18 protein-coding genes, 2 tRNA genes and 1 pseudogene are annotated in these 22,506 nt (G+C 38.8%); 2 read left to right on the top strand and 19 right to left on the bottom strand.

From position 1 onward, the window contains the following. Positions 1-88: 88 nt before the first annotated feature. The 10 genes from cysK to spoIIE all read right to left on the bottom strand — a co-directional run bounded on the left by cysK (position 89) and on the right by spoIIE (position 12,273). Positions 89-1,018 (bottom strand): cysteine synthase A, encoded by a 930-nt coding sequence (gene cysK / locus ACR65M_RS21990; RefSeq protein ID WP_341329593.1) that lies wholly within the window; start codon positions 1,016-1,018, stop codon positions 89-91. 111 nt (positions 1,019-1,129) lie between these two features. Continuing rightward, complete coding sequence (locus tag ACR65M_RS21985; RefSeq protein WP_440274415.1) at positions 1,130-2,041, bottom strand: peptidyl-prolyl cis-trans isomerase; 912 nt, start codon at positions 2,039-2,041, stop codon at positions 1,130-1,132. Between the two features lie 19 nt (positions 2,042-2,060). Further along, entirely contained in the window at positions 2,061-2,939 is an 879-nt protein-coding gene (hslO, locus tag ACR65M_RS21980; RefSeq protein ID WP_341329591.1) for an Hsp33 family molecular chaperone HslO, read from the bottom strand. Positions 2,940-2,974: 35 nt separating this feature from the next. Further along, positions 2,975-3,751: a type III pantothenate kinase gene (locus ACR65M_RS21975; protein ID WP_440274414.1), complete on the bottom strand. Its 777-nt coding sequence runs from the start codon at positions 3,749-3,751 to the stop codon at positions 2,975-2,977. Positions 3,752-3,893: 142 nt separating this feature from the next. Continuing rightward, positions 3,894-5,834, bottom strand: coding sequence for an ATP-dependent zinc metalloprotease FtsH (gene ftsH, locus ACR65M_RS21970; RefSeq protein ID WP_341329589.1), 1,941 nt, complete (start codon positions 5,832-5,834; stop codon positions 3,894-3,896). 124 nt (positions 5,835-5,958) lie between these two features. Then, complete coding sequence (hpt, locus tag ACR65M_RS21965) at positions 5,959-6,498, bottom strand: hypoxanthine phosphoribosyltransferase (RefSeq protein WP_121449289.1); 540 nt, start codon at positions 6,496-6,498, stop codon at positions 5,959-5,961. Between the two features lie 19 nt (positions 6,499-6,517). Next, positions 6,518-7,909 (bottom strand): tRNA lysidine(34) synthetase TilS, encoded by a 1,392-nt coding sequence (gene tilS / locus ACR65M_RS21960; RefSeq protein ID WP_440274416.1) that lies wholly within the window; start codon positions 7,907-7,909, stop codon positions 6,518-6,520. A 64-nt stretch (positions 7,910-7,973) separates the two neighbouring features. Continuing rightward, positions 7,974-9,002, bottom strand: a complete 1,029-nt coding sequence (gene prkT / locus ACR65M_RS21955) for a serine/threonine protein kinase PrkT (RefSeq protein WP_440274413.1) — start codon at positions 9,000-9,002, stop codon at positions 7,974-7,976. Further along, positions 8,968-9,708, bottom strand: a complete 741-nt coding sequence (locus tag ACR65M_RS21950; protein ID WP_440274412.1) for a VWA domain-containing protein — start codon at positions 9,706-9,708, stop codon at positions 8,968-8,970. The genes prkT and ACR65M_RS21950 overlap by 35 nt, the downstream gene beginning before the upstream one ends. A 78-nt stretch (positions 9,709-9,786) precedes the next feature. Next, positions 9,787-12,273 (bottom strand): stage II sporulation protein E, encoded by a 2,487-nt coding sequence (gene spoIIE / locus ACR65M_RS21945; RefSeq protein ID WP_440274411.1) that lies wholly within the window; start codon positions 12,271-12,273, stop codon positions 9,787-9,789. Positions 12,274-12,781: 508 nt separating this feature from the next. Here spoIIE and ACR65M_RS21940 point away from each other — a divergent pair. Both ACR65M_RS21940 and ACR65M_RS21935 read left to right on the top strand, forming a co-directional pair. Continuing rightward, positions 12,782-12,858, top strand: a tRNA-Met gene (locus tag ACR65M_RS21940). Between the two features lie 9 nt (positions 12,859-12,867). Beyond that, positions 12,868-12,939: transfer RNA gene (locus tag ACR65M_RS21935), tRNA-Glu, on the top strand. 151 nt (positions 12,940-13,090) lie between these two features. Here ACR65M_RS21935 and ACR65M_RS21930 read toward each other — a convergent pair. The 9 genes and pseudogenes from ACR65M_RS21930 to mfd form a co-directional block, all read right to left on the bottom strand. Beyond that, the gene (locus tag ACR65M_RS21930) at positions 13,091-13,519 is read right to left on the bottom strand and encodes a S1 domain-containing RNA-binding protein (protein ID WP_440274410.1); all 429 of its coding nucleotides are present in this window, start codon (positions 13,517-13,519) and stop codon (positions 13,091-13,093) included. 80 nt (positions 13,520-13,599) lie between these two features. Continuing rightward, the gene (locus tag ACR65M_RS21925; protein ID WP_121449295.1) at positions 13,600-13,974 is read right to left on the bottom strand and encodes an FtsB family cell division protein; all 375 of its coding nucleotides are present in this window, start codon (positions 13,972-13,974) and stop codon (positions 13,600-13,602) included. A 15-nt stretch (positions 13,975-13,989) separates the two neighbouring features. Continuing rightward, positions 13,990-14,625, bottom strand: a complete 636-nt coding sequence (yabQ, locus tag ACR65M_RS21920) for a spore cortex biosynthesis protein YabQ (protein WP_341329584.1) — start codon at positions 14,623-14,625, stop codon at positions 13,990-13,992. Continuing rightward, positions 14,622-14,927, bottom strand: a complete 306-nt coding sequence (gene yabP / locus ACR65M_RS21915; protein WP_341329583.1) for a sporulation protein YabP — start codon at positions 14,925-14,927, stop codon at positions 14,622-14,624. The genes yabQ and yabP overlap by 4 nt, the downstream gene beginning before the upstream one ends. A gap of 112 nt (positions 14,928-15,039) precedes the next feature. Beyond that, positions 15,040-15,300, bottom strand: coding sequence for a S4 domain-containing protein (locus tag ACR65M_RS21910; protein ID WP_121449298.1), 261 nt, complete (start codon positions 15,298-15,300; stop codon positions 15,040-15,042). Positions 15,301-15,563: 263 nt separating this feature from the next. Continuing rightward, positions 15,564-17,012: a bifunctional methyltransferase/pyrophosphohydrolase YabN gene (yabN, locus tag ACR65M_RS21905; protein WP_440274409.1), complete on the bottom strand. Its 1,449-nt coding sequence runs from the start codon at positions 17,010-17,012 to the stop codon at positions 15,564-15,566. Between the two features lie 224 nt (positions 17,013-17,236). Further along, a complete protein-coding gene (locus ACR65M_RS21900) occupies positions 17,237-18,853 on the bottom strand; it encodes a putative polysaccharide biosynthesis protein (RefSeq protein WP_440274408.1) in 1,617 nt (538 codons plus the stop codon). Between the two features lie 303 nt (positions 18,854-19,156). Further along, positions 19,157-19,693, bottom strand: a complete 537-nt coding sequence (spoVT, locus tag ACR65M_RS21895) for a stage V sporulation protein T (RefSeq protein WP_099353514.1) — start codon at positions 19,691-19,693, stop codon at positions 19,157-19,159. A 232-nt stretch (positions 19,694-19,925) separates the two neighbouring features. Further along, positions 19,926-22,427, bottom strand: a pseudogene (mfd, locus tag ACR65M_RS21890) (transcription-repair coupling factor); the annotation flags it as partial. Positions 22,428-22,506: the final 79 nt, after the last annotated feature.

Below are 22,506 nucleotides of genomic sequence, written 5' to 3'. Positions count from 1 at the left end.
AAGCCTGTGAAATTTTACTCATGGTAAAATTCCACAGGCTTTTTCATTTCAGAGGAGGGTTTTGTCCCAGCCTCTTTTGTATGTTGAATTATTGCTCATCAAATTGATAAAGAACTGTACTTAAGTAACGCTCACCATTATCTGGGACGACCGCAAGTACTTTCTTGCCTTTACCTAATTTTTTCGCAACTTGAAGTGCAGCAAAGATAGCCGCTCCAGAAGAGATACCTACAAGGAATCCTTCCTCTTGACCTGTACGACGTGCATATTCGATTGCTTCTTCATTTTTAACGGTAAATACTTCATCATAAATCTCAGTGTTTAGAACGCTCGGTACAAAGTTTGCACCTATTCCCTGGATTTTGTGAGGACCTGGTTTTCCACCAGATAGAATTGCAGAGTCAGCTGGTTCTACTGCAACAATATGGATGTTAGGATATTTCTCTTTTAATACCACACCTGCTCCAGTAATAGTTCCACCTGTACCAATACCAGATACAAACGCATCTAATTGGTCACCCATCTGCTCAACAATTTCTTTACCAGTCGTTAAACGGTGAATTTCAGGGTTTGCTTCATTATCAAACTGTTGTGCCATGAAATAGCCATGTTCTTTAACAAGCTCTTCAGCCTTGTTAACAGCACCTCTCATCCCTTCAGAACCTGGTGTTAAAACGAGCTCCGCTCCGTATGCACGTAAGAGGTTACGACGCTCCATACTCATTGTATCAGGCATTACTAGGATTGCCTTTAAACCTTTAGCAGCTGCTACCATCGCTAAACCGATACCCGTGTTTCCACTAGTTGGCTCAATAATTGTGTCACCAGGTTTTAATTCCCCTTTTTTCTCTGCTGCTTCAATCATCGCTAAAGCAATTCTATCTTTTACACTGCTACCTGGGTTAAAGAACTCAAGCTTCACATAAACATCAGCACTATCTTCATCAACTAAATGGTTAAGCTTTACAACTGGTGTTTGACCGATTAACTCATAGATTGAATTTGCTACTCTTGTCATGATTCCACCCTCAATCCCTACTATTTTTATTGGTTTTATCTACAATTTACCAACTACGCCCATAAAAGTCAATGAATTTGCGGCTTGCGTTTTGTGAATTTTTTCTGAAAATTACTGTTGTTTTTCATAGAACCACTTCACATCAAGTTCTTTCCAAAATGGCTCTACTGAAATCGTTCCATTCATTTGGTCTATTGCGATTTGGCGCTTAATTTGATCCTTTACATCCTCATAGGAATAGGTTACAGCATCAATGATCTCATGAAGAATAACCACTGCATAACCATCCTCTACTTTGATCGGTTCACTCCACTCATTCGGCTTCAAGCTCTCAGCAACTTCCAAATAGTTATCTGGTGCATATCCATTTTCTGCATTTACATATCCGAGTTCCCCACCCCGATTTGCTGAAAACTCATCAATCGATTTTTCCATTGCTAGTGCTGAAAAGCTAGAACCATTTTCTAGTTCATCCCGAACCTGTTCCGCCGATTTCTTTGTTTTCACAACAATATGGGAAAGGTGGTATGACTTTGGAATTTCATATAGATGCTTGTTTTCCTTATAGAAATGTTTCATTTCGTTTTCTGAAATAACAGCATCCTTCGTTAAAAGTTCTTCTAATAAAATGCTTAACTCGATTTGTTCCTTCCAGTGCTCGTCATTTATTTTCTCATGATCAATCGTATTATACATCGTCTTTATTAACGTTAATTCACGATCAACAGCATCTTCAGATAAAGTAATCTCATGCTTTTCGGCCATCTGACGAACAACTTCTTCATCAATCATTTCTTCTAAAATTTGTTTTCCATATCGCCCTTCAAGTTCATGTAACCATTGTTGTCTTGTTATGGTTGTATCCCCAATTGTCGCAACCACCTCTTCTTCCCCACTAGCGACAACAGGTTTTGAAGCCTTAATCGTTTTTTCATCTGGCTTAGCTGCTGCAAAGTATACAATCGACAAACAGTTAGTGATAACGAGAGCAGCAATAATTGACCACAATATCTTTCGATTCATCTTCCCATCTCCCATTACCTTACTTTGCCTGGTTTTTTAATTCTATTAACTCATCTTTTGAAAAATGATACTTTTCATTACAAAAATGACATTGTGCCTCTGCTTTACCATCTTCTTCAATCATTGCCTCGATTTCATCTGTGCCAAGGCTAATAATTGCACGTTCAATTCGTTCTTTAGAGCAAGGGCAGACAAAGGACACTGGCATCTTTTCAAGAATTTTAAGGTGTTCCTTGCCAATAATCTCTGCTAAGATGTCCTCTGGTGTAAGTCCCTTTTCAATCATTTTTGAGATTGGTTCTATTTCTTGTAATCTTTTTTCAATTCGAGATATTGTAACCTCATCAGTACCCGGCATAAGCTGAATGAGGAAACCTCCAGCAGCTAAAATTGAATTATCTGGGTTCACTAAAACCCCTACTCCAACTGATGAAGGAGTCTGCTCTGAAGTAACAAGATAATAGGTAAAATCCTCTCCTAATTCTCCTGATACTATTGGAACTTGACCTGAAAATTGTTCCCTCATGCCTACATCCTTAACAACTGTTAAAGTGCCATCTGTTCCTACAGCTCTTCTTACATCCAGTTTCCCATGCTCATTTAAGTCAAAATGCGTTTGTGGATTTGTTACATATCCTCTTACTTCACCTTTTGCATTTGTATCGACAAGGATAATTCCGATTGGTCCTCCACCCTCAACTTTGATTGTTAGCTTGACTTCCCCCTTTAGGGTGGCTCCTAACATAACACCTGCAGTCATCGTTCTTCCAAGTGCAGCAGACGCAGTCGGCCATGTATAATGGCGTCTTTGAGCCTCAGCAACTGTATCTGTTGAATCTATCGCATATGCGCGAACCTGTCCATCATAGGCTAATGCCTTAATTAAATAATCACTCATAGTTTTTCTCCTTTTCATGTTGTTCGTTGATGTTGTCAGCTTTTTGCTTCCATATTACGTTGATAGATAAGCTGTAAGCCTTTTAATGTTAAAAATGGGTCAACCTCATCAATCGCATGTGATTCAGCAGCGATTAATGCAGCGAGTCCACCAGTTGCAATTACTTTTGGTTTTTCAATCGCCTGTGCTTTGATACGGGCTACTATACCTTCAACCTGACCAACGTAACCAAATAATATACCTGCTTGCATCGCACTCACCGTGTTTCTTCCAATCACACCTTCTGGACGGGCTATTTCAATTCTTGGCAATTTAGCAGCCCTTGAATATAAAGCCTCTGTTGAAATGGCAATTCCGGGCGCAATCGCTCCTCCCATATATTGCTTCTTCTCATTTATGTAGCAGTAAGTTGTGGCTGTACCGAAATCAACAATGATGAGTGGACTTCCATATAAATGAATGCCTGCAACAGCATTGACGATCCTATCAGCACCCACTTCCCTCGGGTTATCATATTTTATATTTAGGCCTGTTTTAATACCTGGCCCAACCACCATAGGCTTTATACCAAAATACTTTAGACACATTCGTTCCAGAGCAAACATAATTGGCGGAACGACAGAGGACATGATAATGCCCTTAATATCTTTGAAGGTTAATCCTTCATGTTCTAATAATGACTTGATAACAAGTCCATATTCATCTTCTGTTTTGTTCCGGCTTGTTTCAATTCTCCAATGATGTTTTAATACATTATTTTCAAATACCCCTAAAACCATATTCGTGTTTCCCACATCAAAAACGAAAATCATGAAGTACCCCCAACATATAACGTATGACTTTGCAAACATCATACCACACCTGCTTTTTAGTATTCCACAATTAACTTTACTCAGTCGGGGGTTTGCTCGAAACCAAAAAGGTGTCTACATTTTGTTGTAGACACCTCTTACGTTATTCTTCTTTATTCTTGTTTTCGCCTTCAGTTACGTCATTATCTTTTTTAGAGTTAATTGTAACTTTTACATCTTCTTTTGGTTTGTCTGTTCCTTCAATCGCTACTGGTCGGTCAGGTAATTTACCTTCTTCGAATAAGCTCTTGATTTGGGCAGCATCTAATGTTTCAACCTCAAGTAATGTCTCTGCGATAAGCTTAAGTTTATCTTGATTTTCTGTAAGGATCTTGCGAGCTTTCTCGTAGCTTTCCTTAATAAAGCGTTGAATTTCAAGATCAATTTCGTGTGCAATAGCATCACTATAGTTTTGCTCATTGTGGATATCGCGTCCTAAGAACACTTGACCACCCTGCGCTTGACCAAATTGAAGAGGACCTAATTTTTCACTCATTCCATATTCGGTAACCATTTTACGAGCAATACCTGTAGCACGTTGGAAGTCATTATGAGCACCTGTACTCACTTCTCCAAATGTAATTTCTTCTGCTACACGACCACCTAATAGACCAGTGATTTTATCTAACAGTTCAGGTTTTGTCATGAAGTAACGATCTTCCTTAGGAAGCATTACTGCATAACCGCCGGCTTGACCACGAGGCACAATCGTTACCTTGTGAACCATATCCGCTTCATCAAGCACCATTCCAATAACGGTATGTCCCGCTTCGTGGAACGCCACGATATTGCGTTCTTTTTTCGAAATGACACGGTTCTTTTTCGCTGGACCCGCAATTACGCGGTCTGACGCTTCATCAAGATCTGCCATATCAATTTTCTTCTTGTTTTGTCGAGCAGCAACGAGTGCTGCTTCATTAAGTAAGTTTTCTAGGTCTGCACCTGAGAATCCTGGAGTTCTTGCAGCGATAGCTTTTAGATCAACCGATTCATCAAAAGGCTTATTACGAGCATGAACTCGTAAAACCGCTTCTCTTCCTTTAACATCCGGACGGTCAACTGTGATTTGACGGTCAAAACGTCCTGGACGTAGAAGGGCAGGGTCTAGAATGTCTGGGCGGTTTGTTGCTGCAACGATGATGATTCCTTCGTTTGCACCGAATCCGTCCATCTCAACTAGCAATTGGTTTAAGGTTTGCTCACGCTCATCATGACCGCCACCAAGACCAGCACCACGCTGACGTCCAACTGCGTCAATTTCATCTATAAAAATGATACATGGCGCATTTTTCTTAGCATTTTCAAATAAGTCACGTACACGTGAAGCACCAACCCCTACGAACATTTCAACGAAATCTGAACCACTGATTGAGAAGAATGGAACTCCCGCTTCACCAGCAGCAGCACGGGCAAGCAATGTTTTACCTGTTCCAGGAGGTCCAACAAGAAGGATCCCTTTTGGAATTCTTGCACCTAGATCAGCAAATTTCCGAGGGTCTTTCAAAAACTCAACTACTTCAATAAGCTCTTGCTTCTCTTCGTCCGCTCCTGCAACATCTTTAAATCTAACCTTTTTCTTTTCTTCGCTATATAGCTTCGCTTTACTCTTACCGAAGTTCATAACCCTACTGCCGCCGCCTTGGGCTTGGTTAAGTAGGAAGAAGAATAAAATAAAGATGATAACAAATGGGATAATCGACGTAAAGAAGGTTACCCAGCCGCTTGTTTCCTTCGCTTTAAGTATATCTACGTCTGCGTTCTTCGCCGCTTCATAAATCCGATCTACTTCTTTTTGGCTTCCGATAATATTTGTTACAAAATATTGATCCTCTTTGTAGCCATTTAATTGGCCTCTTACTTCAAAGACGCCTCTTTCGGGTTGTACCGTGATATTTTTTACATCTCCTGTTTCGAGATGTTCAACAAACTTTCCATATTTCATCACTTCAGGCTGGCCATTGGCTCCTTGGAAGAAGCTAACCACTCCGATTATGACTAAAAATATGAGTAAATAGAATATGACATTTCTAAAAATCCGATTCATCCCTTACCTCCTCCCGCGGTGAACAAACTATAGTAAATAGTATCATAGATAATAATTGCTATTCAAATGATTTACGTTTAACCTGCCAATAGGTTTCAAAAAAGGGTCAGTTTTTCCAAAAAACTTATTTTGAATAGACCTCAGGTTTTAAAACTCCGATGTACGGCAGATTACGGTACTTCTCAGCATAGTCGAGACCGTAACCAACAACAAACTCATCAGGAACGATAAATCCAACATAGTCTGCATTAATATCAGCCTTTCTTCCAGTAGGCTTATCCAAAAGTGTAACAATTTTAATGGATTTTGCCTTGCGATAACGGAATAATTCAACGATATAACTTAGTGTTAAACCACTATCGATAATATCTTCAATTACCAGAATATCTCTTCCCTCTACAGAAGTATCCAAGTCCTTGATGATTTTTACCTCTCCAGAAGATACGGTTGAGTTTCCGTAGCTTGACACATCCATAAAATCCATTTCTAAGTGTGTATCTACCCTCTTTAACAGATCGCCCATAAAAGGCATAGCTCCTTTTAGTATTCCAATTGCTAAAGGAAATTTATCCTTATAGTCCTCTGTTAAAGTATTACCTAATTCTTTAATTTTTTGCTGTAATTCTTCCTCGGAAAATAAAACCTTCTCAATATCCTGCTTCATTCTTTAAAGCCCCCTAAAATCATTGCGTGTATTGTAGTACGATATAGTGTGATTTTGTTTTACATGTTGCTTCATGTGATGACTTTTTCAATCCTGGAAGCCACAAAATCTCTCCTTGTTCATCCTCGACTATCGGCCAGAAATTACGCCGGTGAAGGGGTATTTTTTCATCGATGAAGATATCCTTCACTTTTTTAGAACCATTCATTCCTTTTAGCGTCATTTTATCTCCGATTTTTCTCGTACGGACATAAATGGGCAATTGGATTTTGTCTGGATCGACGACGAAACAGTCATTTCCGACCAAGCCTCTAGGATAGTTCCTCCACACTTGACTCTTTATCTCACTACCATCTTCAAGTTTATAAAGCCCAGGTGAATCAATCTGGAATCGATAGGGGCTTACGTTATCCTTATAATCCGTATAAGTATATGTACAACTATCATAAGATTTTACAATTCGTAACCCCGAAGGAAAATGCAATTCTCCGGATGGATGGCTACTCTCCAAGAAAGTTAACAAATTGTCGATATGTATGGCAGAAAGAGAAGGAGGAAGTTCTTTGTAGAGATAGTTTAATATTAGTTGAATCCCTCTTCTTTGTAAAGATTTTGGCATTGCTAAAAAGGTAGATATTTCAATCTCTATTTCGTTACCTTCATTCCTTTTCATTACTTTATTCATTTTCTCACTTGTTAATTCATCTAAAACCTGATTATCCTCTGTAATGTATTGACTAAATCGCAAAAAATGCTCATGTACCGCAGAATTTTCCTGTTTTAAAAATGGAAGAACATGATGTCTAAATCGATTTCGTACATAGTCGTCTTTTTCATTAGAAGGATCGCGTCTTGGAATAAGATTCATTTTGAGGCAATACTCTTCAATTTCAGTTCTTGTTACTGCTAAAAATGGACGAATAATCGTTCCGCATGAAAAGGGGCGGTTTATTTGTATACCCGCATACCCGATTCCTTTACTGCCTCTTACCAATCTCATTAGAATCGTTTCAATTTGATCATCCCCATGATGTCCAAGTGCTAAATGATCTGCTTTATATTTTCTCATAAGTTCATCAAAAAAATGATACCTTATTTCTCTGGCAGCTACCTGGGAACTTAAACTGTGTTTCTTTTTATAGGATGTGACATCGAATTGGATTGATTCAAAAGGAATTTTATACTCCTCACAAAACCCCTTTACGAACAGTAAATCCTCCTCTGATTCTTTCCCTCTGAACATGTGGTCAACATGGGCAGCAATAAGTGTTGAATATGAACCCTTTTGATGATGATACAAATAATGCAGTAAAGCAAGGGAATCCGGGCCACCGGATACCCCTACTATTATTGTGGATTCCTTCTTTATTAATTCATGTTTCTCAATAAACTGGTTTACTTTTTCAATCATTGTCGGACCAATCCTTTTTACGGAACTAAAGAATACATTTATCGTATCACTTTCCAAAGCAATTTTACAGAACTTGTCCATACAGATAAAGTAGATATCCCAGTGATACAAAGAGAAGCAATAATACCGTTTCAAGAACGCCGCCCTTTTGTTTTTTTGGCTTTGGTTGTTTATTCACCCTCGATAGATTTGGATTAGAATGATTACTTCTTGTTGGTATAGTCTTCGTTTGTGGCTTTCTTGCTGCCCGTGTTTTTTGAACAGAAGCATGCCCCTTACTAGCTTGGCTTAACTTCATAACTAGATCTTTTCTCATGTCTTGAGCGCGCAGATATTTTCCGTCTATCGCTTGATAAAGGACCGTATCTATTTTTCGTAGAGACTCCGTATTTGCAATAATAGATTTAAGTTGGTTTACAGGTTGGTCTGTTCTTGTAAACCGGTTTGGATAGGCTGTATTAATGATAATCATTGCAACTGCAAATAAATCATAGGAAGGTTCTGCTTTTCTCGAGCCCGCTCCCCAATATCCACGGTCAAAAAATTCGGTAAACTCCTTAATAGCTCTACCTTGCACAGTTGTTCCACCAACGTCGATACATCTTATTTTAGGCGGGTTTCCAGCAACAAGGAGATTATCCGGTTTTAAGTCGCCAAATACCCACCCTTCTTGATGGAGACGGTCTAAATCAGCTAGTAACTGCAAACATAGGATTCCCGTCCATTCTTTTCCTCTTTTTTCAATGAAAGACAAAAAACTTTCTCCTCGAATATATTCCATTACATAAAAGGAGATTGGGCTGGTGACACCCGGTCTTATCCAATCATCAACATCTATAAAAGAAGGTCCAAGGGCAGAGCCTTGGACCTTTGAAAAGTGTTTAAGTACATTCACCTCTGACGTAATTGTTACGCCATTTTCACTTATTTTTAAAGCCACAGGGCCATTCATACTTTCCGCTAAATAGACAATACCATTGGCACCTTGTCCTAAAGGTCTCACAATACGATATGATTTTTTATGCCATTTTCCAGTGATAACAGTACCAGGGGAAACCTTACATACCTGACTCTTCGTAGTATTGTTCATCATCACGAGACAACAAGCTCCTTAATGATCTTTTTTTCTTGAAGTGGGTAAGTGATTCACGAATTGCTGGACCAGTTGGCGTGATTCCACCGGTTGTTAGCTTTGGAAAAATACTAGATAAAGATTCTAGTCTTGGCGTCCAATCTAATACCCTTTCGACTTCGACTTTTTTCCCAGGAAATACAAACACAGAAAATTGATTGTCTCCCATTCTCGAATTTAGACTAATTGAGAGATCCAGTAAGGCTTCTTTTACTGTTGGCAACTTGTGCTTCATACTTGCACTCGTATCCACTAAAACTAAAACCTCTAAATCAACCGTTTCACCAAGCTCATCAACTACCTCCATTACTTCTCCACGTTTCTCTGGCGGAAGGTCCTCCATTGATGTCTTCGATCCAAGGATTTGCTGAAGCTCCTTGTTGACCACCCCTTGTAGGGTTTGGGTCATCGCTTGCTTTGTTACCATTTGAACAGTTTGTGATAACTGAGTGGAATAAACGATTTGGCTTACGCCTCCACCAGCAGTTGCCATACCTTCTATTTCCTGCATTCCTTGTTCATCAATCGTATCCTGCTCTACTACCCCAATAACATTAATCGTAATTCCCTGCTCTCTAGCAAGAGCAGCCATTGCAATCGGATCTTCCCCTTGGTTTGAACAACCATCCGTAATTAATAGAATTTGCTTCAATGTGCCTTTTTGCACGTTCCATCCCCTCCAACTGATTTAAAGTTAGTAACAGGATGGACAAAATAATAGTCTTTTAAACCCCTTTCGATAGAATCAAATCGCCTTGCTCTTTGTTTTCTGGTACGCATACGCTGGGATGGCTGCCCATTTTGGTGTATTATGTTTTATCTTTGTCACAACAATTGTCATATCATCTTCAATTTGCCCCGATCTAGTGCGGATAACCTCCTCCATAATCAAATCTGCAATCTCTTGCGGGTCATTCGTTTGGATTTCTTTTATTTTACGTTTCATCCACATATCATGATTTTCGACATGCTTTGGACCTTCAAAAATGCCATCGCTCATCATGATTAAAAGGTCACCAGCCTTTAATTGTTCATCAACTACCTCCACTTCAAAGTCCTCAATGATTCCCATTGGTAGATTACTTGCCTGTATTTTACTAATTTTGTCTCCTCTCTTTATATAACTTGGCGTCGAGCCGATTTTTAAGAACTTTGCACTTGCGTCTTGAAGATCAATAACCGCTAAATCTAGCGTTGAGAATATTTCATCTGTTGTTCGTAATGAGAGTATGGAGTTGACTGATTTAATCGCGACTTTCTCTTCAATACCAGATTGGAGGATTTTCTTTAATAACTCCAAAGTTTCATTGCTTTCGTAATGGGCACGCTCTCCATTGCCCATTCCATCACTGATGGCTACCGCATGCTTTCCAACTCCTAATTCAATTGTTGAATAACTGTCGCCCGATACAAGTCCTCCACCCTTGGCAGCATGGGCAGCACCTGTATCAATGACATAGGCTTTTGCCGAGCCTAGGGTTACGTGACAAAATCCGTTTGGATAAGCTGAGCATTCCTCCCTTTTTACGAGAATTGTTTCTTCAAGAATATCGGATAGCATTGGTGCAATTAACTTTTCACACTCCCCACTTCCATTGCAATATGGAATACTTAATTCAATATCTACATTTCCTTGCTCCACACTATAAATCTCTACATGGCCTATTTGAATTCCAAATGATTGTAAGGCATCAAGTATTTGCTCCTCTAACAAATGATGGTTTTCACCCTCGCGTTGAATCTCCTTGGCAAAATCACTCATTACCTGAGACACACCTAATAATTGATCGGCTACTAGTTTTCTACTCTCCTTTACTTGTTTCTTAAGCTTTTGATTTGCTTGATAATACGTAAATTCCTGTTCGACCGCTTCAATTACTTTTTTCGATCGTACACAATGCTTTTCCCAGTCTCTCGTAAGTTTGTGATTATACATGAGAGAATTTGTTTCACAACCATGCATAATATCTTTCATGTAATCATATGTTTTATTAAAGTTCTTGGACCAGCACGCCTCCTTTTTGAAACACGATTGGCACGTTTTTTCTGTTACATTGCTTAGAAACAGATCGACTTCACGGTCCTTATCCTCATCTTCAACGGGATATCCGTATTCTGAAAAACTATTAGATAAAGCTTCAAACACAGTTGAAAATTGCGAAACGCGATGAGCTGTTACATCACGAATTTTACGAAGGTATTGCTGCTGTTCTGCACTATGCTCCGGTGTGCCTGGAATATTCTTCGCTACTTTACTTATTAAACCTTTAGGCGTCAGTAAAAATAAAAAAATTGCTACACCAGATTCATATAAAGTAGGAATAATTTGACTCGCACCTTCTCCGTAAAGGCCAATTAAGAGTGTTCCTACAATTAATCCAAGTGCCACTCCAGCTTTTTTTCCTTCTTTTAAGAGGCCACCTAGCAAACCTGAAAAAGCGAGAAGACTCATTTGGTACAAGCTCGTCACATTAGCTAGACTTAAAATTAGACCCGTTACAACCCCAACAGTGGATCCAATGGTCGCTCCTGCTACAAACGCAAACAAAAGGACGACATACCTAGAAAGGATATTTGAAATGGACATCTCGTATACGAGCCAGCCCATTGTTCCTGTTAACACAGAGGCAATTAAAATAATTAAACAAATAACTTCTTCCGTTTTAAACGATTGTCTCCTTCGTTTCTCTGTTAATAATGGTACGCTTTGCAGAAATATTAAGGTTAATATAAAGGCTAGACCCGAGCCAACACCGATCATTACCCCATCATGTATTGTAATTGCACCTTGTGTAAGATAAAGAATTCCCGCCTTAGTGATTGCCGATGAAATTAACACAAGTGTTGGCAACGCTTTAATCAAATCAACCTTAAACCTCTGAAGAACCTTATAGATTACAAGAAAAAAGGCTATGGATAAAAATGTGAAAATAGTCACATCAGCCGAAAGGGTAAACGATCCCGCGACAACAGCTGCCATCGCTATTCCTGCCTTCCCTTTTTTCATCATAAAGACTGCTGCGAAAAAGGGTAATGCGAAGGGGGTTAATTCATTCAGGATAAGAGCTCGTCCTAATAAAAACCCGACAACTACTAGTAAAAGCCCTTTTAGTAGAAATAGATTTATAAGTTTGGCTTGAAAACGCTGAAACCATTTAGACACAGTGTCCTGCGTTTTTTCAATGGCTACATCTGTAATGGGCGCACTTAAATTCCTCTCTATTCTTTCCATTTACAAACACTCCCCGTATTTAATAGTTGTCTGTTATTATACAGTTGATGAAATACGTATTTTGTCAAAACAACAGGAGCAAACGGAAAAATCATTCGACTGCTTGTCCAGTATTCCTACAAAATAAATGTCATATGACGAATTATAGGAGTGTAATTTAATCCGTTTGCGGAGAATTTCATAGAATATCGTTTGTATTGTGCGAATTTTTGTATTATTTTTCTTCAATACAAAAAATATTGACGAATGAATAGACAGAAGGTATTATATAACTTGTGCTTACTTACTAGAGTTTGAGACAGAGTTTGTCGAACTCAGGTATTTTATAAATTTTTGCACTCATTTATCCTATGGCGGTGTAGCTCAGCTGGCTAGAGCGACGAGCAAAACTTCCATGAATCATCTACGAGTTGTTCCGACGCATCAATCATCTTCGAATTTACTTGAAGAGGAAGGAACATATTAACTCTTTTAGAAAATATACTTATTCAGTACTCATTTATCCTATGGCGGTGTAGCTCAGCTGGCTAGAGCGTACGGTTCATACCCGTGAGGTCGGGGGTTCGATCCCCTCCGCCGCTACCATAATAATTAGGCCCGTTGGTCAAGCGGTTAAGACACCGCCCTTTCACGGCGGTAACACGGGTTCGAATCCCGTACGGGTCATCTGAAACAGTGTGAGATTTTCACACTGTTTTTTTGTTATTATGTTGTAATAATTGCATTCCTGATAAAACAACCCGTTTCCTAAAAAAGGCATACAAAAAGCACCCAAATTGGGTGCTTTTAAATTTATATATAGAGCTACAGCAGCAGGTTATCCTCTTCTCGCTCCACGTCCACCTCGTTTTGACTCGGTGTTACGCTTTAAGGAAGATAGACGATCTTCACTGTCTTTTAGAAAGCGATTCATTTTTTGTTCAAAGCTTTCAGTTTTATTGTTATTACGTTGGTCGTTTCGGTTATTACGTGGACCATTGTGACGTGGACGCTGTGGTTGTGGATTCGGATTCTCTTTAGCTTTTTTAATAGATAATCCAATCTTTCCATCTTTCTCAACGTTTATTACCTTGACCTCTACTTGGTCACCAACTTTTAAATGCTCATTAATGTCTTTAACATAATTGTCAGCGACTTCACTAATATGGACAAGACCAGTTGAGCCTTCTGGCAGCTCCACAAACGCTCCAAAATTCGTAATTCCTGTTACCTTCCCTTGAACCTTGCTGCCTACTTCAATTGACATAAAAAAAATGCTCCTCCTTAAATTTGAACAAAATCATTTATATACATTATACATAATATAAAAAACGAGTGTCAATAAGACTAAGACCCATCTCCCACTTTAAAAATAATTTCGCCTTCCTTAGATAGAAAATAATCCCTGCGGATTATTTTTTCGATATACTCATCATTGTTGAGTTTTACGATTTCCTCTTCAAGAAGTACCTGCTCATCTTTTAGTGCGGTGAGTTGTTCTTGTAGTTTTTCCTTCTCAGCAACTTTTTCATTCATCGTCTTATGTTGTGACAGAACCATTGAAACAAGCCCATAAGAAATGATTGCAACTAAGATAGCAAATGCAATCAATCTTCTAATCAAGCCTTTTCGTTTCACTTGAAGGGCTTCTTCTTGCTGTTTATATTTTTCCATATATGTTGATTGTAATTGTGTTACGTTTTTCTTTCGAACTGCACTCATTGTAGAGAATGCCTCCTATTGTTTCCTAATCTTCTTCCACCATTTTATCAGTATAGGTTTGATATTCTCTACCTTTTTTAAAAATCCTGCACATTTCCAAAAAATCTTTTCTACATTTTTCGTAACGGCCGACGGCATCAGCCTCCAGATGATAATTCCAATCCACTTGATTGGTGCAAAACAGATTTTGATTAATATCCAACAGGTTTTTAGAAGAATTTTCCCGAGAACGAGTAAAATATTCAAGATACCCAGCAGAATCACGATAATGAGTTGATACAACATTTTAATTGGTCGAATGATAAGGAATTCGCCCATACGGAGTAAGAACTCATAAAGACGTATGAAGGCTTGTATGATGTGTTCTAGTGCCTTAACATAAAATGACTTTATTAAACTTTGATAAGCTGCAAATCCACATAATATCGCAATAAACACATAAAATCGCAGTTCACCCTCATTTACTAGTAAAAGTGTATAAAAGAACAATAGGCCTTGTACAATCCAAAATAAAATGTCATTGATAAAAACAAAGAAATACTTTCGTCTTGAACGATTTAAAAAACGTTGGTATGTATCAAGAGAGGCCCCTAGCCAACCTCCCATACAAATCATTGCAAGCAATGTATAGAACTGGGTTGACAGGGTCATCTAAATAACTTGCCAAAGAATCCTTTAGCCTTCTCCGTCGAATGATCGTCCAAATAACTAATGTCATAGACTCTTCCTTTGATTGATACAATACCTTTTTCCACATCTAGATTCTTCATTTGCAGGTTTTGGCCACGAATTGCTAGGAAACCCATAACAGTCTCAAGTAAAAATTCTTCATTATCAAAGCTTTCCACTTGCTTTACACCTGTTATGTCAAGAAGCTTACGACTTCTCATAATCACATCATGTTCTTGCACGGTTCCTTTATTAGGCGGCGTTCCATCGTAGTATTGGTTCATCTTCTAACCCCCACATTCATACTTAAGTGATCAAAATAACCACTTGTTTAATAGTAAAATGTATGAGAATGTGGGTGAGTTTAGAACAAGCCTTAGGTAGATTATCAAATGTTTATGCTTCTACTTTTTCCTCTTTCACGATGGAATAAAGCTTATTTGCATCTTCTTTTTTTGTTGTTTCTTGTAGATCTTCGATTTTCACAGTTACTATTTTCTGACCAAAACGGATTGTTAACTCATCACCTATTTTCACATTGCTACTTGCCTTTGCAGCTATTCCATTAATGAGGATTCTGCCTTGGTCTGCAACCTCTTTTGCTAACGTGCGTCGTTTGATTAGTCGAGAAACTTTTAAGAATTTATCCAAACGCATGATTTCACCTCTTTCCTCTAATCAAGTGCGCCTTGGCGTATTTGCGCCTGATTTTTAGGCCAACAGGAAGTGGTTCATAAAGACGTTGCCACAGGACTTGGCATTTTTAGTCTTTAATCTTACTGCTCGAAAAACTTCCTTTGAAAAATCATGGCATCCGCCGGAGGCTTATAAATTTATTTAGTCATTATTTGACGTTCCCAAAATTTTGTAACTTTATTAACATTGGTTCCATACTAGAATGTAACTTCTGCTAAATAAAGTTACAGTCCTGCTTGTTTTGCTTTTTCCCAGATTGCATCAAGTTCTTCAAGGGTTTGCTCTTCTATCTTTAACCCTTGTTTTCTTAGTTCTGTTTCTATAAATTGAAAACGTCTTACGAACTTTTGATTTGTCATGGCAATTGCTTCTTCTGGATCAAATTTATAAAATCTTGCTATATTAGCTAAAGCAAAAAGGATATCTCCGAATTCTTGAATGGCATCTCCTTTTTGTTTTTCTTCTACTGCTACCTTGTATTCTTTTATTTCTTCAAAAACCTTGTCCCACATTGGTTCAACAGCATCCCAATCAAACCCAACCTTCGCTGCCTTTTTTTGATATTCGACAGCTTTCATTAATCCAGGCAATCCCTTTGTGATCTCATCAAAGATGGACTTTTCTTCCTTACTACTGCCTTTTTCCAATTGTTTGATTTGCTCCCAGTTTGTCACAACTTCATCTGCAGTTTCTGCCGTTACATCACCAAATACATGTGGATGCCTTCTAATCATCTTTTCGGAAATTCCACGAATGACATCATCAATTGAAAACATGCCTTCATCCTCACCAATTTGGGCATGCAGTGCCACTTGGAGAAGTACATCTCCTAGTTCCTCTGCTAAATGATCATCATCTTCACGATCAATTGCATCAAGTACCTCGTAAACCTCTTCTAGTAAATATTTCTTTAATGATTGATGAGTTTGTTTTTGATCCCACGGGCATCCCCCAGGACCTCGTAATGCAGCAATAATTCTTCTGAAAGTCCGGAAATCATGATAGAGAGATTCTGCATCTTGAACTGGAGGGACATATACGCTTGTCAGATTGTTCACCTCTACTCCTCGATCCAATTCATATAGAGGGACTTTAGTGATTCTTTCATCCTTACTACCCGCAGCTGTTACAATGTATACTTCATATTCATCAGGTAATTGCTCCATTAGTGTTAATTTAACATTTGAAGCTATGTATTGATCATAGACCTGACAAATAATAATATGCTGTGATAGCTGTAATTCATCTTTTTCAAAGGACAAAGCATCAATGAATTGAAAACCTTCAATTGGATCAATTCTCAATGAAGCCAATAAAGGATCGATAAAACTTTGGCCCCCCTCAATTTTTATTAGAAGATTTTGATCCTCAAGTAAAAGCTGAGTCGTCTTCTCTGCTACCATCGGGTGCCCGGGCACAGCATAAACAATTTCCTTTGTTTTCGCTTCATTCCTTAGAATGTCGACTATTTCATCATATACATCCTCGAATTGGTCATGTTTTTCATAAATGTCGTCAAAGGAGTGATAACGAATTCCTTCAGCTTCTAATTCCTTTATAACAGGATGCTCCTTCGTTCGAAGATACAAATGTTCAGCAGCTAAAAGTTTACGATAAATGCCTAATGGAAGCTGTGATAGGTCTCCAGCACCTAGACCAATAACTGTTATCATGCTCTCTTTCCTCCTTTAAGTAGATGTTAAAAAGTGCGGTGAATATGACACATCGAATTTCTGCGTTGTCTTGCTTCTCCGGTCCTCACGTATTTACTGCATACGCTCCGGTCCTCGGGAGCTCGCGTCGCCTTGAAATTTCGACGCACAGGACGTGCTAGTGTCGACAAGACATGAGGACGTGGCGTTTTTGTCGACGCGGTCCTCTTCATCCTCCTTTTTAATCACGACCCTTTAATTAGCCTAATAAGGAAGGTTCCTTTGGATCCAATCGGGACTTCCGAAAGTTCTTCTTCTGAAAATACACTCCCTCTTATAATAAAAAACAGATAGGTTACTCCTCCAATAATTACAGAGGTTAATGCCTCGAAGCTAGCAAACATGCGACTTTCCCCGCCTATTGGAAACACCTTATGCAAACTCCATCGATAGCAAAAAATAACTAGCCCCATGGCAATCATTGCAAATAAGACACGATAAAGAAAGGACCAATTTTGTAAGGCACCGGGGAGTTTTCTTTTAATAATCGACATATGTAGGACAGATGTCCCTCCAAAGGCAATGAAGGTTGCAACAGCTGCTCCAACTGTTCCGTATCCTGGAATTAATAACAGGTTGAAAATCCATTTTACTAACATTCCAATAATGACCACGATTGCCGGTAAGAATGGATGGCCCAGCCCTTGTAAAATAGCCGTAATCGATTGGGATAATGTTGTGAATAAAATAGATAAACCGATAATCGTGAGTATGTTTGTTCCCAGGTCATTACGAAATAACATGATATTTGTGGGTTCAAGGACACATGCAAGACCTACTGAAGCCCCAACTCCAACAACTATACTTAGACGAAATGTTAAATCAACCTTTGCTTCAATAAAAGCTAGGTCGTTTCTAGCCTTTGCACTTGCAATTAATGGGACAAGCGATAATGCTAATGATGTTGCTACCACAGTTCCAAGCTGAAGGAGTGGTTGTCCGCGGTCATAAATTCCTTTTGCTTGTTTTGCTGCTTCCTCCTCTACTCCCCCTGAAATCAAAAAAGAGTATACAGTGAAAGAATCAACCAACTGAAAAAGAATCAGTAACAAAGCACTAATGCAAATTGTCATCCCCTGTGTGAAAAGGATTTTGATAATTTCTATCGTTTTTATCGAAGCGTTTGAAAAAGGTCTCATCTGATGGCTCTTTTTTCTTTTAAGTAAGTAAAACAAGAGAACTGAAAGAGCTGCAAAGCCTCCAGTTATCGAACCAAATATCGCTCCCGCTCCAGCCACATATGCTCCATACCCATAATCCAAAAGTAGAAATGACATGAACAAAATCGTTACGACACGAATTGATTGTTCAGTTACTTGTGAAACTGCGGTTGGTATCATATTTTTATGACCTTGAAAAAAGCCACGAAAGACAGAGATAAAAGGCAAGAGTAAAAATGAAAATGAAATCACTTTTATTAGTGGTGTGAGTTTTTTGTCACCCATCCAACCTGCAACGACTTCAGCACCCCAGTATAAAAAACTAAATAATAGTACTCCCAATCCTAATAACGTAAATAGGGTGATATATAGTATTTTTATGACAGAGACTTCATCATCTTGTTCTATTTTTTCCGCTAGAAGCTTTGATATAATCACTGGAAATCCATATGTAGAAAAAACAAGGACAATCCCGTAGATCGGATATGCCTGTTGATAAATATAAAAGCCAATATCCCCTGCGATATTTTGATACGGGATACGGTAACCAGCACTAAGTATCTTGGTGATCAAACCGGCTATGGTAAGAATGAAAGCACCTTCCCAAACTCGCTTTGATCTCTCTTCGGATTGGACGCTCATCGCCCATCTCCTTCCTAATCAAATGCGCCTTGGCGTATTTGCGCCCAGATTTTTAGGCCCACACGAGGTGGGTCACAAAGACGTTGCCACAGGAAGTGGCGCATTTAGTCTTTGATCTTATGCTCGAAAAGTTTCATTTAAAAATCTGTGGCATCCGCCGGAGCATAAACTTTATTCAGTCCGACTGAATAAAGTTAAATAATTTCCAGTGTATTATAACATACTTCCCCAGACATTACCCTTAACGGAAGAAAAGGCAGCTATATTAGCTACCTTTTCCATGGATCAAACATTCGTTTTTTATTACTGTTCCATTTGTCTCGCAAGGAACCCGGCTGCCGTTTCGACGGCTTTTTGTTCTACTTCTCCGAGTGCTTTTTCTTTTGATAATATGACAACAGCACCAATTGGGTCTCCATTTGCAATAATCGGACCAATCGTATAAGATGAGATTGTTTCGTCAGCACCCTCAACGATGGATACTTGGCGCTCTTCTGTTTCTAAAATAGAAGTTCTGTCTTCCATCGACTTTTCAATGAGTTCGCTTATGTTTTTATTTAAGTATTCTTTCTTGGAGCCTCCTGCAACCGCAATAAATGCATCACGGTCACAAATAAGTACTTGGTGTCCTAAGCTATCAAAAAGTGCTTCCGCATACTCCTTTGCAAAATCGCTTAGTTCACTAATCGGAGAATATTTCTTTAAAATGACCTCTCCATCACGATCAACAAAAATCTCTAATGGGTCTCCCTCTCTAATACGTAGCGTTCTACGGATCTCTTTCGGGATAACTACTCGACCTAAATCATCAATTCGACGAACAATACCAGTTGCCTTCATTCTTATGATGCCTCACTTTCATCTGATGATTAAAGAATAGTGGTGATTGATGTACAATTTGTATAGATTTGAATAAATCACCATTTGTTGTTGAGTTTAGTATCTTACACCAACAGAGTTCTATTCACGATGAATGTGATTTTTCGATAGAGGAAAAAATAACCATACACAAGAACTATAGGCAACTCAGACTTTGGTTCTATTCGTTAGAATTTCATCTATGTCACCTGAATTAAACTGCATTCACATTTTCCTTTTTGACATCTTGTAATCCTTTGACCATATCATGAATAATGCCTAGCCATTGGTTAGCCTCAATTCCCTTTGTTTGGATAACAATCTTTAATTTACTGCCTTCCATTCCAAGGCTAATCATACGGCCAAATGTATTTCCTAATTTAAAAATCTTCCCGCCATCAATTTGACTGCTTGCCTCTTCTGAGAGCAGAATGGTAATTTCCTGCTTAGCTTGGTTTATGGAAATAACCTGCTCTTCCAAAGCAAATACCTTTATTCTGGCAATCTTAAATAGGTATTCTACCTGTTCTGGATATTCACCAAATCGGTCAATCATTTCCTCTTGCAATTCTTCGACATCCTCCATCTCCGTGATGCCTCTAAATCGCTTATACATATCTATTTTTTGGCGGCCATCAGAAATGTACGCATCCGGGATATACGCATCTACCTCAACATCAATTTCCACATTTGCAGGTTTTACAGTAGTGGTATCACCTTTTCGTTCCTCAATTGCCTCTTTCAACATTTGTGAATAAAGGTCAAATCCAACTGAATCAATAAATCCGTGCTGCTGCGCTCCCAAAATATTACCTGCACCACGAATAGAAAGGTCTCTCATTGCAATTTTGAAGCCTGAACCAAGCTCTGTAAATTCTTTAATCGCTTGTAATCGCTTTTCTGCAACTTCGTTCAACACCTTATCCTTTCGGTACGTAAAGTACGCATAGGCAACACGATTCGAACGCCCAACACGCCCTCTTAGCTGATAAAGTTGCGAGAGTCCCATCCGGTCTGCATCCTGAACAATCAATGTGTTCACATTTGGAATATCAACACCTGTTTCGATAATGGTTGTTGTTACTAAAACATCATATTGACCGTCAAGGAAATTTAATATCACTGCTTCGAGTTCGTTCTCAGTCATTCTTCCATGAGCATATGCAATCCTTGCATCAGGAACTAGCATCGAGATTTCTTCCGCCTTACGCTCAATATCCTCAACCCGATTATATAAGAAGTAAACTTGACCATCCCTTGCCATTTCCCGTTCAATCGCTTCCCTTATAAGTTCACCATTGTATTCCACAACATATGTTTGAACTGGAAAACGATTCTCAGGTGGCGTTTCGATAACGGACAAATCACGGACTCCAAGCATGGACATGTGAAGCGTTCTCGGGATTGGTGTTGCCGTTAAAGTAAGCACATCAATATTCGCTTTTAACTTTTTGATTTTTTCCTTATGTGTAACACCAAAACGTTGTTCTTCATCGATAATTAATAGCCCAAGGTCTTTATACGTAATATCTTTAGACAATAGGCGATGTGTTCCGACAACGATGTCAACTGTCCCAACCTTTAGCCCTTTTGTTACTTCCGTTTGTTGTTTCTTTGAACGGAATCGACTCAATTGGCCAATTGTTATAGGGAAGTCCTGGAACCTTTCGCGGATTGTTTCGTAGTGCTGTTGTGCCAAGATTGTGGTCGGAACTAAAAAAGCAACCTGTTTTCCATCCATAATAGCCTTGAATGCAGCGCGAATGGCAACCTCCGTCTTTCCATAACCCACATCTCCACAGAGAAGGCGGTCCATCGGACGTTCACGTTCCATATCCTTCTTAATTTCCTGAATCGATCTTAACTGATCTTCTGTTTCTTGATATGGGAATGACGCCTCAAATTCTCTTTGCATTTCTCCATCAGGAGAAAATGCATATCCCTTACTTGCCTCTCGCTCGGCATACAACTTTATTAAGTCATCTGCTATATCCTGAACAGAGGATTCAACCTTTTTCTTTACACGTTTCCAATCAGTTCCACCTAATTTGTAAATCTTCGGATCTTTACCTTCTGAAGCTACATATTTTTGCACCTGTTCAATTTGGTCAACAGGTACATAGAGTTTGTCATCACCTTGATAGCGAATATGCAAATAATCCTTGTGGATTCCATTAATCTCTAAGGTTTCAATGCCTAAATACTTTCCGATACCATGATTTACATGAACAACATGGTCGCCAACCTGTAATTCAGAATAGCTTTTTATCCGCTCGGCATTTGAAAGCTTTTGCTTTCGTTTTGTTTTTTGCATTTTCTTCTTAAAAAGCTCTTCCTCAGTGATAACTGCGATTCGTTGCAACGGTAATTCAAAGCCGTCTTGTAAATCCCCAAGCAAGATTTGTGCTTTTCCTAGTAAAATATCTCCATCACTTTTACTTGTAAGTACATCGATTTCATAATCTGACAGGACTTGTTCCAGCTTTTTCACTCGGTCCTCATTTGAACCAAGGAAAACAACTGTATATTTACCCTTCTGCCATCGTTCCAATTCTGCTTTAAGGACATGCATCTGGCCATGGAAGTTTTGCATCTGTTTGCAGGACATATTTAAAATGTTCTGTGGGCTTGTATGTGGTACATGCCTTAGAAAAAGAGATAGATAAACCAAAGGATTAGTTGACTGGTGTATAAGCTTTGTAAATTGGTGAGACAAGGTATAAATGCTAACCTAAGAATGTACAAAAGTGATTGTTTAAATATGTACACTTTTGACGAATTTTCTGCATAATATT

The sequence above is a fragment of the Ferdinandcohnia sp. SAFN-114 genome (genome assembly GCF_059415045.1).
The sequence above is the reverse complement of the archived record's forward strand: the minus strand, read 5'-3'. Positions and strand labels throughout refer to the sequence as shown.